The sequence below is a fragment of the Kribbella sp. CA-245084 genome, from assembly GCF_050942355.1.
In the GTDB taxonomy this organism is placed as follows: domain Bacteria; phylum Actinomycetota; class Actinomycetes; order Propionibacteriales; family Kribbellaceae; genus Kribbella.
On record NZ_CP192053.1, the window covers coordinates 2,174,205 to 2,186,723 of the forward strand.

Here is a 12,519-nt window from a genome sequence, read left to right on the forward strand (position 1 = left end):
GTCGTAGCACTACAGCTGTTCACTTAAGGATGACGATGAGCGTACACAAGGAACAGATCGCGCCGCCGGAGCTCGACGTGCGGCGGTGGTGGGCACTCGGCGCGGTGGCCACAGCTCAGTTGATGGTCGGGATTGATCTGACCATCGTGAATATCGCGCTGCCGTCGATGCAGCGGGCGTTGGGGATGTCGGACCCGGCGCGGCAGTGGGTGATCACGCTGTTCGCGCTCGGGTACGGCGGTCTGCTGCTGCTCGGCGGACGGATGAGCGACCTGATCGGGCGGCGCCGCGCGCTCCTCGTCGGGCTGACCGGTTTCGCGGCAGCGTCAGCGCTAGGTGGTGCTGCGACCGGTCCGGCGATGTTGCTGACCGGACGTGCATTACAAGGGGCCTTCGGCGCGCTGCTGACCCCAGCGGTGTTGGCGACGCTGGCTTCGTCGTTCCCGTTGCCGGCTGAGCGCGGGAAGGCATTCGGCATCTACGGGACGGCGATGGGCAGTGCGTCCGGTCTGGGCGTGCTGATCGGCGGCGTGCTCACGCAGTACCTCGACTGGAGGTGGTGCATGTTCGTGAACCTCCCGGTCGCCGCACTGGCAGCAGGAGGCGTCCTTTACGCCGTGCGTCCGGTCCCGCGTGCTAGCGGAGTGCGAGTCGACCTAGTAGGTGCGTTGCTGGCGACCGCGGGGCTGATGGCGGTGGTGTTCGGGTTCGCTCGGGCAGAGTCGGACGGCTGGAGCGCACCGGCGACGTACGCATCGCTGGCAGGCGGAGTGGTGTTGCTGGCGGGTTTCTTGGCCGCGCAGGCCCGCGTGAAGTCGCCACTGCTGCCGTTGAGGGTTCTGGCGAACCCCAGGCGGAGCGGTTCGTACCTGGCCGTGTTCAGCCTGGCGATCGGCATGTTCGCCGCGGTGTTCTTCCTGACGTTCTATCTACAGAACATCCAGCACTACTCACCTGTGAAAGCCGGTCTGGCCTTCCTGCCGTTGACCGTGGGGCTGATGGTCGGCGTGCGTGCGGTGAGCCGTCTGCTGGCCAAAACGCCAGTGCGGTCCCTCATCTGCCCTGGCCTGCTCACCATCGCCGCAGGGCTCGCACTGCTCGGGCTGCTCAGGGCTGACAGCAGCTACTGGCTGCACGTCATGCCGGTGTTCTTGCTCGTCGGTCTGGGGACCGGATGGGTCCTGATCGCCGCAAACAGCACTGCGACGCTCGGCGCCGGCCCCGACACTGCGGTGGCCGGCGCCATGGTGATGACCTCTCAGCAGGTCGGCGCATCACTCGGGACTGCGCTGCTCAGCACAGTCGCAGGCACGGTCGCCGCCCACTCCGATGCTGTCCACGGGTTCAACGTGGCGAGCCTCGGAGCGGCCGGCTTCCTGTGCGTAGCTGCGGTAGCCGTCTACTGGGTGCTCTCGGAGCGGTCGCCCGACCACTCCAGGTGGAAGCTGCCCTCACGGTCGACGCGCTTGTAGGTGTGCGCGCCGAACAGGTCGCGTAGACCCTGGATCAACGCAGCCGGCAGTCGCTCGGCCCGCAGGCCGTCGTAGTACGACAGCGCCGCCGAGAACCCCGGAGCCGGTACGCCGACCGTCGCGGCGGCAGCCACCACCCGACGCCAGGCCTCCTGCCCGTTGGCGACTGCTTCCTTGAAGTAGTCGTCGACGAGCAGCGAGGGCAGGTCCGGGTTCCGGTCGTACGCCTCCTTGATGCGGTCGAGGAACCGCGCCCGGATGATGCACCCGCCGCGCCAGATCGTCGCCATCGCACCGAGGTCGATATCCCAGTCGTACTCGTCGCTGGCCGCCCGGATCGCGTCGAAGCCCTGCGCGTACGCGACCAGCTTCGACGAGTACAGCGCGTGCCGTACGTCGTCGATGAACGCCTGCCGGTCGATGTCCAGCTTGGCCTCCGCGGGCCCGGGCAGTACGCCGGCCGCCGCCTCCCGCCGTACGACGTCACCGGACAGGGACCGGGCGAACACGGCCTCGGCCATGCCGCTGACCGGGATGCCCAGGTCGAGCGCGGACTGCACGGTCCAGCGGCCGGTGCCCTTCTGCTCCGCCTGGTCGAGGACGATGTCGATGAACGGGCCGCCGGTGGTCGGGTCGGTCTGGCTGAGCACCTCGGCGGTGATCTCGATCAGGAACGACTCGAGGTCACCGGTGTTCCAGTCGCGGAACACGTCGGCCAGCTCCGACGGGTTGAGGTCGAGCACGTGCCGGAGCAGGTCGTACGCCTCCGCGATCAGCTGCATGTCGGCGTACTCGATGCCGTTGTGAAGCATCTTCACGAAGTGGCCCGCGCCGTCCGGACCGACGTGCACGCAGCACGGCTCGCCGTTCACGTGCGCGGAGATCTTGGTCAGCATCGGCTCCAGCGCCGCGTACGACTCCGGCGAACCGCCCGGCATGATGCTCGGGCCGTTCAGCGCGCCCTCCTCACCGCCGGACACGCCGCTGCCGACGAAGTGCAGACCCTTCTCCTTCAGCGCGCTCTCCCGGCGCCGGGTGTCGAGGAAGTGCGCGTTGCCGGCGTCGACGACGATGTCGCCCTCGTCGAGCAGCGGCACCAGTTCGTCGATGACCGCGTCGGTCGGCGCACCGGCCTTCACCATGATGATGACCTTGCGCGGCTGCTCCAGCGACTCGACGAAGCCGGCCAGGTCCGTCGACGGGACGAAGTCGCCCTCGGAACCGAACTCCTCGACCAGCGAGTCCGTGCGGGCCTGGGAACGGTTGTGCAGAGCGACGCTGAACCCGTTGCGCGCGAGGTTCCGGGCCAGGTTGCGACCCATCACCGCGAGTCCGGTGACACCGATCTGGGCTTTGGCAGAACTCATGGAATCTCCCGCAGTCTCAAGTTGTGTGCGAGCACCAGTCTGCTGCCCCTGCCAACCCCACCGTCCAGCGGGTGCCAGGTGGTGGACAGCAGCTCCCTCTGGGCGGCAGCTTTTTCACTCGGCGGCGTGGACGGGCCGGACCTTAGGCTCGGCTCGTGAATCCTCTCGAGTCCCGTCGTACTGCCCTCATCCTGATCGACCTGATGCCGCGAATCATCGCGCTGGACACCGCGCCCTTGAGCGGGCCGGTGGTGCTCGAGCGGTCTGTTGCGCTGGCCGCGGCGACCCGGGCGGCGGGTGGGCTGGTGGTCAATGTGCGGGTCGAGCGACCTGGTGTCGACGTACAGCCGGAGGGGAGCTCGTTCGCGGCCGAGGTCGTCCCACAGCCGGGCGACCTGGAGATCGTGAAACGCGCAATCGGCGCCTTCGGCCGCTCACCCCTCGACGCCGAACTCCAGTCGCGGGGGATCGCCAACGTCGCCCTCACCGGAATCGCCACCAACTTCGGCGTCGAGTCCACAGGCCGCGCCGCGTCAGACCTCGGCTACGAAACCTTCTTCATCACCGACGCAATGACCGGCCTGGACGCAGCGTCACACGAGTTCGCGGTCTCCCACGTCTTCCCCCGCGTCGGCGAGGCCTGCACCACCACCGAGTACCTGAACGCACTGAAGTAGCCCACCGCGGTACTACGCGAGCCCACCGCGGTACTGCGCGAGCCCACCGCGGTACTGCGCGAGCCCACCGCGGTACTGCGCGAGCCCACCGCGGTACTGCGCGCGGCTCCTGCGCGCCGTGCTACGCGCCGCCCCACCCACCCTCCGGCGACCGCCGGCGCATCCTTTCCGGCTACCGCCGAGAGCTGCGTGCGCCGCCCGCGGTCCGCTCGCTGCTGCTCGCGGGTGACAGCTAGCCGGTCGTCTGCTGGACGGCTGGACAGGGGCTGACTGCAGTGCCGGGCTGATCGGGTGGGCTGACTGGGTGGGCTGGCCGGCTGGGTCTGCCGCGATGGGACCGGTGGGCTGACCGGGTGGGACTGGCCCGGCTGGGCTGCCGGGGTGCGACTGGCCCGGCTGGGCTGACGGGGTCGGGCTGGCCGGGTGGGGCTGGCCGGGTGGGGCTGGCCGGGTGGGGCTGGCCGGGTGGGGCTGGCCGGGGTCAGACCACCTGCGGTGGAGCCGACTGTGGGTAACTGCGGTTCGGCTAACTGGGCCGTGCTGACTGCGGTGGGCGCCGACTGACGCCGACTGGCGGCGGGTGGTGTGGCGCGGACTGCGGGGGACGCGGTGGGCCGGCTGGTGTTGGGCGGGGTGGGTGCGGCCGAGTGGGTGCGGCCGGGTGCAGACCGCCTGTGGTGGAGCCGGCTGTAGGTGAAGTGACTGTGGTCCGGCTGACTGGGGTCGGGCTGACTGCGGTGGGCCCCGGCTGGAGGCGACTGGCGTGGGGCGGATTGCGGGGGAACGCGGTGGGGCCGGTTGGGGTTGGGCGGGGCGGATGCGGCCGAGTGGGCTGGGTGGGCTGGGATGTGCCGGGCTGCAGTGGGCACTCCGGGATGACCTGGCTGAGAGCCCGCGCCGGTGGTGGCCGGAGCGTGGGTGGGGCGGCGCCTAGCACGGCGACCAAGGAGTCGCGCGTAGCACCGTGCGGGCTGTACTAGGTGAAGAGTGCGGCGTTTTGCTGGACCCAGGTTTGTAGGGTGCGCGCGGGTTGGCCGGTGAGCGAGGTGACTGTGTTGTTGACGGAGGTTTCGTCGATGGTGCGGTCGGCGAAGAAGGATTCGATGGCTTCGGCGTATGGCGCGGGCATTGAGGCGTGTAGTGCGTCGTGGGTTTCTGAGCGGGTCATCGGGTACGCCGTGAGAGGGCGTCCGATGGCTTCGCCGAGGATCGCTACCTGCTCAACAGGTGTTAGTGCGACCGGGCCGGTGAGTCGCAGTACCTTGCCATCCGACGAGCCCTGCAGGGCTTGGACGGCAACGTCTGCGATGTCACGGGGGTGGATGGTCGACACTGCAACGTCAGGGAATTGCACCCGCACCTCGTCGCCGGCGTGAAGCTGGTCCAGCCAGCGCAAGGTGTTGGACATGAAGGAGTTCGGGCGCAGGAAGGTCCACTCCAATGTCGTCGCGCGGACTGCTTCTTCCGTTGCGTGGTGGTACGCCGCGACCGCGTTCGTCAGCTCGCCGTCGAGGGAACTGCTCGACAGCACCACGACTTTCCCAACCCCCGCATCGACTGCATTCGCGAGTAATTCCTCGAGGCGGTCGTAGCCGCTCAGCAGGAAGATCGCGCTGACGCCGGTCAGCGCGTCCGCGAAGGTGTCCGGCTTGTTCAGATCGCCAAGAACCGGCTCGACGCCGCTCGGCAGGGTGGTTGCGGAGCGGATCAGCGCCCGGGCCGGGATGCCTTGTTCTGCAAGCGATTGCACGACCGCGCCACCCGCGTTGCCGGTCGCGCCCGTCACCAGAATCGTCATAGCTCGCAGCCTGCCATATCGAGGGCCGACCGCAGGCAGATCCCCGGATCGTCCTCGTGGTAGATCCGTTCGTCAGGCTCGATGTTGTCGAGGAAGCGCTGGTACATCAGCGCATACGTCAGCGGCCCCAGCACACTCATCGGCCGTAGCGCGCGCAGCGGCTCACACCCGGGGAGCTCCCGCCGCCAGGCCGCTGACCACACCTCGCGTGCATGCTCGCGCTTCTCCGCCGGCAGGAAATCGTGCAGGCGCCTGATGTCGGTCGCGGGGTGACCGATGAACGTGTCGGCCCAGTCAACGATCACCCGATGCGTACCGTCCGACCGCCAGTTCCCCGGATGGAAATCCCCGTGCACCAACGAGATCGGCAGCCCCGCGGACTCGAGCTCACCGACGATCGACGGCAGCCGATCGACCAGCTTCAGCAGCCCGCTCACCTCGTCGTCGGACAAGGCCACCCGCGGAATCAGCGCCGCGATCTCGTCCGCTAACTCGTCCGGCAACAGCCGAGGTGCGTCGAGCTCGTCCACCTCGCCGGCGAGAGCAGCCTGGGCCGCGACCCAACGAGGTACGACGCTCTCGACCGACGCCCGGTCCGGCTCCCAGCAGTCCGTCCCCGGCGCATGGGCGAGGAGCGACCAGCGGTCGACACGCGACGTCGCAAGTACGGCCGGCGCAAGCGTGTCGTCGTACAGCCGGACATGCTCGATGATGTCCGCGTCCACACTGCAGAACCGGCTGGTCGCCTTCGCCCACGCGCCCGGAAGCCGCACCAAACACGACAGATTCCACGTCTTCACCTGCACGGCGTCGACTGGTCCGATGACGCTCCGAGCCCACGCGATGAGCCGAGCCGGTCCGCCGACCTCGGCCCAGGTCGACCGGAGCGGTTGCGCCGCGATGACCGAATCCCAGTCAGGCAACGGAGTCTCATCGAGTACGCCGGAACGCGGCTCGCCCATCGCCTCGACGTGATACACGACCCGCCCGCCGCGTCCGATCACAGCCTCGTCCGCCTGCACCAAGCGCAGTACGACGGTCGGAACGCCCAGCAGTTCATCGAGATGCCGGGTGATGGCCTCGACCTCGGACCACCACCCAGGCTCCACGTCGAACGTCGGCGCCCGGCCGACGTACCGGGCGCCAACGCTCACCAAGGCCTCTACTGTCTTGAATTCCACCGGCCTACTGTCGCGTGATCCGGTGCCAAGTGCGAGCGCCCGACTTCAGTACGACGTCGGCACTGAGATCGACAGACGCCGCCGGATCGTCCGTCCGTACGCCGTTGATCGTGACCGCGCCCTGCCGCAGCAGGCGACGCAGCTCGGAGTTGCTGTCGTCAGGCCGAGCCGCGCGCAGCAGGTCGAAGGCGGTCGCAGCCGAACCGGCAACCACCACCGAAGGCATCTCCGCAGGCTGGCCGCGATCCGAGAAGGTCTGCCGGAAAGCGGCCAGCTCTGCGCGCGCAACGCCCGCGCCGTGGTACCGCGTGACCACCGCAGCGGCCAGCCGTAGCTTGGCGTCGCGGGCCGCCGGACCACCCGTCGCCGCGGAGTCCGCAAGGGCAGCGACCGTCTCCAGCGGCAGCTCGGTGTAGACCCGTGCGTAGGGCTCGACCAGTTCGTCCGGGATGCTCATCAGCTTGCCGAACTTGTCCCGCGGGCTGTCGGTCAGCCCGATGTAGTTGTTCAGCGACTTGGATTGCTTGGCCCGACCATCAATTCCGGGCGTGATCGTCGTCGTGATCACCACCTGCGGCGGCGCACCCAGCCGTTGCTGGAAGTGCCGTCCCAACTGCTCGTTGAACAGCTGGTCCGACCCGACGATCGTCAGATCGCTCTCCATCGCAAAGCTGTCGTAGCCCTGCAGCACCGGGTATACCAATTCGTGCACGGCGATCTCCCGCCCGGCCGCAACCCGTTCGCGGAACATGTCGCGGCTCATCAACTGCGCCTGCGTCACCTGTGCGAGCAGGCTCAGCAGCTCGGCCACCGGCATCCCGTCGTACCACTCGGAGTTCCGCCGTACTTCGAACACCTCGGGGTCGGTGCGCAGGACCAGCGACACCTGCTCGAGGAACGACGCGGCGTTGGCGTCGATCTGCGATGGCGTCAGCACCGGACGGGTCTCGGAGCGGCCGGTCGGGTCGCCGACGCGGGTGGTGAGGTCGCCGAGCAGGAACACGACCCGGTGCCCGAGATCCTGCAGTTGCCGCATCATCCACAGGTTGACCGCGTGGCCGAGATGCAGATCCGGCGCGGTGCAGTCCACGCCGTACTTGATCCGCAGCGGGCGTCCGGAGCCCAGCCGTTCACGCAGGTCGTCTGCGCCGATGACGGTGTCGGTCGTACGGCGTAATCGCTCGATCACAAAGTTCACGTGAGGGTTCCTCTCAACGGCGAGGCACCGCCAGTGCCTCCGGCAACGGAAAGAGGCAGGAACCGGACGGTTCCTGCCTCGGAGGCTCTGGGTGGAGCGAGTGCGGGTACTACCGAATACCGGCTCCTCCCAGAGCCGGTCGATATGCCACGCGTCGCTTGATCACGCGCTCAGATTAACAGACCCAACTGAGGCCCTGTCTGGTGATCCAGCGCCTACTGCGGGGTACTCGGCACGGCACCTCGCCGCACGGGTGCAAAGGTGACGATGCTCCGCATCGACCCCTTCGCCCCCGCGCGCCGATGCACCGCACCGAGCACCTCCTCGCTACGGCGCTGGACCACCAGACAGGGCCTAAGCTTCACCGCGTGAGAGACGAGCGGGTAGTGCTGGTGGACGAGGGCGGGCACGCGATCGGGACCGAGGCGAAGGCAACGGTCCACCACGCGGCGACGCCGCTGCATCTCGCGTTCTCCAGCTACGTGATCGACGCGGCCGGTCGCGTGCTGCTGACACAGCGGGCGTTCGAGAAGCCGACCTGGCCCGGCGTCTGGACCAATAGTTGCTGCGGGCACCCACTTCCGGACGAGCCGGTCGAACAGGCGGTACGGCGACGGCTGGCCGACGAGCTCGGGATCGTCGTGGACTCGGTGGACCTCGTGATGCCGGAGTTCCGGTACCGCGCCGAGATGCCGACAGGCATCGTCGAGAACGAGATCTGCCCGGTATACCGGGTCAGGTGGACCGGCGACCCCAGACCGAACCCGGCCGAGGTCGCGGCGTACCGCTGGGTCGAATGGCACGAACTGCGCGACTTCCCCGACCTGTCGCCCTGGTGCCTCCTCCAACTGGACGTGCTCAGCACACCGCCGGCCGACTGGCCGATCGCCGACCCGACCCGCCTACCACCCGCCGCCCAGATCTAGCTCGAGCAGATCGTTGTGTACGGCGACAGCCGCCGTGCTCGCGTGACCCGCTGCCCCGATCGCGAGCAGCGCCGGCGCCGTCGTCGTGCCAACCGCGTAGACGCCAGGCACCGTCGTACGACCGCCCTCGTCCGCGACGACCGCTCCGTCCGCGACCTGGCAACCGAGTCGCTCGGCGAGATCGCTCTGCTGATGCTGACGCACCACGACGAACACCCGCTCCGGTGCCAGCACCTCGCCACCGGCGAGCACTACCCGAGGCGCTGACACCTCCGCGACACGCTCGGTCCGCACCTTCACCCCGGCAACGGCCAGTCGATCCAGCTGCGCGTCGGTCAGTTCGTCTCCGTCCGTGCACAGCACGACGTCCGAGCTCCAGCGGCTGAGCAACAACGCCCGCGCGACCGAGCGATCCGGCGTACCGCGCATCCCCAACTGCACCAGCGGCTGATCCCGCACCTCCCACCCGTGGCAATGCGGGCAGGCCACCACCGACCGGCCCCATCCCTCAGCCACGCCGGGCACATCGGGCAACTCGTCCCACAACCCGGTCGCCAGCACGACGGCCCGAACCTGCACCCCGTCGACCACGAACCCGTCATCGTTCACGGTCACGTCGTCGACCCGCGCGTCCCGGATCTCAACGCCGTACGCCGCGATCTGCCGTCGCCCGGCTGCGAGCAACTCACCCGGCGCGGGATCCTCCGCGCCCAGGTAGTTGTGTACGTGCTCAGCCGCCCGGTTCCGCGGCTGCCCGTCGTCGAACAGCACCACCCGCCGCCGCGCCCGGCCCAACGTCAACGCCGCCTGCAGTCCCGCCAGGCTCCCACCGATCACCGCTACATCCATCTGATCAATATACGAGAAGATTCGTCTCATACTCTAAAATTAGCGAGCGATGAGATGACCGCAGGTTGCCTAATGGGCGAATGATCGAGATCCGGCCGGTGACGACGGACGCCGATTACGAGGCCTGGCGTCAGGTCCGTATCGCCGTCCTCCCGCACGAGCGGTGTGCGAGCGTGGCCGAGCTGCGGGAGTTGGAGACGGAGGAGCGCCTGCTGGTGCTCGCCGTGCTGGACGGCGAGGTCGTCGCCAACGGACTCGCGGACAGCTCCGACGAGGCCGGGCGTGGGTTCGTGTCGCCACGGGTTCGGCCCGAGGCGCGCCGGCGCGGGGTCGGCACGAAGTTGCTCGAGGTGCTGGCGGATCACGCCGGTGCGTTGGGCTTCGAGGTCGTCGGATCGGGTGTCGAGGATGAGGGATCGTTCGCGTTCGCCCAGCGGTTCGGCTTCGTCGAGACGGGGCGTCAGGTCGAGCAGGTACGCCGGATAGGCGACGAAGCTTGGCCCGCGCGACCGACGGAGTACGACATCGTGACCGTTGCGGAGCGCCCGGAGCTGTGGGCGGCGGCGTACGAGCAGGTTGCGTTGCCGACGTTCCCGGACATGGACACTCCGACGCCGCTCGACGTGTCGGCGGAGGAGTGGGCGACCGAGTGGATCAACGAGCCGGCGGCGATGTTCGTGGCTGTGGTCGGGGATGACGTGATCGGGGTGGCCGGGCTGATGCTCGATACCGACAAGCCGGAGCGCGCCGAGGTTGCCTACACCGCCGTACGCCGGGATTGGCGCGGGAAGGCGGTCGCGTCGACGCTCAAGCGGACGAGCATGGCGTGGGCGGCCGAGTACGGCATCAGTGAGGTCTACACGTGGACCCAGCAGGGCAACGCGAACATGCGACGGCTCAACGAGCACCTCGGCTTCAGCTACGCCGCGGTGAGCATCAACGTCCGCGCGAACCTACCGCTGGAGTTCCCGGAGCAGCTCAGCTCCTGACCAGGCCCGGCGATTGGTCTCGGCCGCGCGGATCAGCTCGACCAGCCTGCTGTTGACCGGCGCAGATCGCCCGAGCGACTCCGCGAGCCGGACGACCTCGCCGTTCAGGTAGTCGATCTCGGTCGGCCGTCCTGCCTCCAGGTCCTCCCACATCGAGGTCCGCGCGAGCGGGTCGATCGCGAGCATCTTCGACGCGACCCGGCGGAACAGGAAGTTGGGCAGTCGCAGGATCGTCGGGAACCGGTGCATCGGAACCGCGAGCAACTGTGCCGGCTCGATCCCGGCAACCTCCAGAATCCCGAGCGTCTCGGCCTGCGCAGCGGCCAGGCAACGCCGGTACGCGCGCTGGGAGAGCTCGTCGCGCAAGGGCAGGTTGGACAGCGCGTTGATCGGGTTGTTCAAGTTCAGCAGGAGCTTCGCCCACTGCACCGGCAGGATGTCGTCGTGCTGCGTCAGCGGCAGCCCGGCCCATTGGAACGCCTCGAAGTACGGCGCCAACGCGGCATCCCGCCGTACATCGAGCGCCCCCTCGGTGCCTTGGTGAAACACGCCGGCGCCCCGGTTGAGCACGTTGAACGGAACCATCCCGGGCACCACGATCTGCTCGGTCAACCGCGACCGCAGCAGCTCCCCGTTCCGTACGCCGTTCTGAAAACTCACCACCACCGCACCAGGCTTCAACACCGACGCCAGCTCAGCAGCCGCACCCTCGGTAGCAGCCGACTTCACCGTCACCAGAACCAGATCTGCGCCCGCAGCAGCCGCCGCAGTCGTCTCGAAGTCAACGTCAGCCACCCGAAGATCCGCACCGAGATAGTCGGTCAGATGCAGCCCGTGCGCCGCCACCTCATCAGCCATCCGCTGCCTGCCGACAAACGTCACCCGAGTCCCGGAAGCCGCGAGCCGTCCGCCCACATAACACCCGATCCCGCCGGCGCCGTACACAACGATCTTCACCGAAACAACGTAGCCGACGTACCTAAGGACAGGAGGTGTTCGGGAGGTTCCGCCTGGCGCCCGCCCAAGACCGCCAGGTAGAACGCACACCTCCTGTCCTTCGGTTACCACCCCAGGGCGAAACCCGACCAAGGAACCCCGGGAGCTAATGCAGTCGAACGCGTGGATCGAGTACGGCGTACCCGATGTCCACCAGGATGTTCGCCACCACGACTGCCGCCGAGGCGAACAGCACGATGCCGATGATCACCGGTAGGTCCTGCTGGTTGATCGCGACCACGGCGGTCTGACCGAGCCCGGGCAGGCTGAACACGGTCTCGGTGACCACCACGCCGCCGATCAGCTGACCGAGGTCGATGCCGAACTGCGTGATCACCGGCGTCAGCGCACTCCGCAGACCGTGGACCACGACCACCCGGCTCTCCCGGATGCCCTTCGATCGCGCGGTCCGGATGTAGTCCTCGCCGAGCACGTCCAGCATCGAACCGCGGGTCAACCGGGTATACGTTGCCGCGAGCAACAACGCCAGCGCGATCCACGGCAGCACCAGGTGCTGGACCCACGGCCCGATGCCGCCGGCGATCGGCGAGTAGCCGCCGGCCGGGAACCAGTTGAACCCTGCGAGGGTGAGGCGGAAGTACAGGAAGTACAGCAGCAACAGCCCGAGCAGGAACGACGGGAACGAGTAGAAGAACAGCGCGAACAACGTCAGTCCGCGGTCCGCCAGCGACCGTGGGTGCGTTGCCGAGATCACGCCGTTGAACACGCCCAGCAGCAACCACAGCACGGCCGCACCGAGCGCCAGCGACACCGTGATCGGCAGCGCCTGCGCGATGATCTTGGTGACCGCCACCTGGTGGTAGTAGTCGTAGCCGAGGTTGCCCTTCAGCGCGTTGCCGAGGAAGTGGAAGTACTGCTTCCAGACCGGCAGATCGAGCCCGAGGCGGTGCTTGATCAGCGCGATCGTCTCCGGCGTCGCCTGCCGGCCGGCCAGCGTCTGCGCGACGTTGCTCGGAGCAACGAAGAACAGGCCGAACACCGCGACGCTGATCAGCCACAGGACCAGGATCCCGTGACCGATCCGGCGAATCAGGAACATGGCCAT

11 protein-coding genes and 1 pseudogene are annotated in these 12,519 nt (G+C 68.2%); 4 read left to right on the plus strand and 8 right to left on the minus strand.

The window, feature by feature from the left end:
• Positions 1–35 precede the first annotated feature (35 nt).
• On the plus strand, positions 36–1,472 hold the full coding sequence (locus ACQPYH_RS10645) for an MFS transporter (RefSeq protein WP_432889576.1): 1,437 nt from the start codon (positions 36–38) through the stop codon (positions 1,470–1,472).
• On the opposite strand, the gene gndA is transcribed toward ACQPYH_RS10645, so the two are convergent.
• Positions 1,400–2,839: an NADP-dependent phosphogluconate dehydrogenase gene (gene gndA / locus ACQPYH_RS10650; RefSeq protein WP_432889578.1), complete on the minus strand. Its 1,440-nt coding sequence runs from the start codon at positions 2,837–2,839 to the stop codon at positions 1,400–1,402. The two genes, ACQPYH_RS10645 and gndA, sit on opposite strands and share 73 nt — an antisense overlap.
• 155 nt (positions 2,840–2,994) lie before the next feature.
• On the opposite strand from gndA, the gene ACQPYH_RS10655 reads away from it, so the two are divergent.
• Positions 2,995–3,516: an isochorismatase family protein gene (locus tag ACQPYH_RS10655; RefSeq protein WP_432889580.1), complete on the plus strand. Its 522-nt coding sequence runs from the start codon at positions 2,995–2,997 to the stop codon at positions 3,514–3,516.
• A gap of 26 nt (positions 3,517–3,542) precedes the next feature.
• Here ACQPYH_RS10655 and ACQPYH_RS10660 read toward each other — a convergent pair.
• From ACQPYH_RS10660 to tyrS, 4 genes and pseudogenes are all read right to left on the minus strand, one after another.
• Positions 3,543–4,385: pseudogene (locus ACQPYH_RS10660) on the minus strand (hypothetical protein); the annotation flags it as partial.
• Between the two features lie 107 nt (positions 4,386–4,492).
• Positions 4,493–5,314, minus strand: a complete 822-nt coding sequence (locus ACQPYH_RS10665; RefSeq protein WP_432889582.1) for an NAD(P)H-binding protein — start codon at positions 5,312–5,314, stop codon at positions 4,493–4,495.
• Positions 5,311–6,495: an aminoglycoside phosphotransferase family protein gene (locus tag ACQPYH_RS10670; protein ID WP_432889584.1), complete on the minus strand. Its 1,185-nt coding sequence runs from the start codon at positions 6,493–6,495 to the stop codon at positions 5,311–5,313. Before ACQPYH_RS10670 ends, ACQPYH_RS10665 begins: the two co-directional genes overlap by 4 nt.
• Before the next feature lie 4 nt (positions 6,496–6,499).
• Positions 6,500–7,693, minus strand: a complete 1,194-nt coding sequence (gene tyrS / locus ACQPYH_RS10675) for a tyrosine--tRNA ligase (RefSeq protein WP_432889586.1) — start codon at positions 7,691–7,693, stop codon at positions 6,500–6,502.
• A gap of 368 nt (positions 7,694–8,061) precedes the next feature.
• Between tyrS and idi the strand changes: the two genes are divergently transcribed.
• Positions 8,062–8,619 (plus strand): isopentenyl-diphosphate Delta-isomerase, encoded by a 558-nt coding sequence (gene idi, locus ACQPYH_RS10680; protein ID WP_432889588.1) that lies wholly within the window; start codon positions 8,062–8,064, stop codon positions 8,617–8,619.
• Here the strand turns inward: idi and ACQPYH_RS10685 are convergent.
• A complete protein-coding gene (locus ACQPYH_RS10685) occupies positions 8,596–9,468 on the minus strand; it encodes an NAD(P)/FAD-dependent oxidoreductase (RefSeq protein ID WP_432889590.1) in 873 nt (290 codons plus the stop codon). The genes idi and ACQPYH_RS10685 overlap by 24 nt on opposite strands.
• Before the next feature lie 80 nt (positions 9,469–9,548).
• On the opposite strand from ACQPYH_RS10685, the gene ACQPYH_RS10690 reads away from it, so the two are divergent.
• On the plus strand, positions 9,549–10,457 hold the full coding sequence (locus tag ACQPYH_RS10690) for a GNAT family N-acetyltransferase (RefSeq protein WP_432889592.1): 909 nt from the start codon (positions 9,549–9,551) through the stop codon (positions 10,455–10,457).
• Here ACQPYH_RS10690 and ACQPYH_RS10695 read toward each other — a convergent pair.
• Together ACQPYH_RS10695 and ACQPYH_RS10700 are read right to left on the minus strand one after the other, a co-directional pair.
• Positions 10,422–11,414 (minus strand): 2-dehydropantoate 2-reductase, encoded by a 993-nt coding sequence (locus ACQPYH_RS10695; RefSeq protein ID WP_432889594.1) that lies wholly within the window; start codon positions 11,412–11,414, stop codon positions 10,422–10,424. The genes ACQPYH_RS10690 and ACQPYH_RS10695 overlap by 36 nt on opposite strands.
• 145 nt (positions 11,415–11,559) lie before the next feature.
• Entirely contained in the window at positions 11,560–12,519 is a 960-nt protein-coding gene (locus ACQPYH_RS10700; RefSeq protein WP_432889596.1) for an ABC transporter permease, read from the minus strand.

Coding starts and splice junctions, on each gene's coding strand:
- ACQPYH_RS10665 (WP_432889582.1), bottom strand. CDS start 5,314: ATGACGATTCTGGTGACGGGCGCGACCGGCAACGCGGGTGGCGCGGTC.
- ACQPYH_RS10685 (WP_432889590.1), bottom strand. CDS start 9,468: ATGGATGTAGCGGTGATCGGTGGGAGCCTGGCGGGACTGCAGGCGGCG.
- ACQPYH_RS10645 (WP_432889576.1), top strand. CDS start 36: ATGAGCGTACACAAGGAACAGATCGCGCCGCCGGAGCTCGACGTGCGG.
- ACQPYH_RS10700 (WP_432889596.1), bottom strand. CDS start 12,519: ATGGCCATGTTCCTGATTCGCCGGATCGGTCACGGGATCCTGGTCCTG.
- gndA (WP_432889578.1), bottom strand. CDS start 2,839: ATGAGTTCTGCCAAAGCCCAGATCGGTGTCACCGGACTCGCGGTGATG.
- ACQPYH_RS10690 (WP_432889592.1), top strand. CDS start 9,549: ATGATCGAGATCCGGCCGGTGACGACGGACGCCGATTACGAGGCCTGG.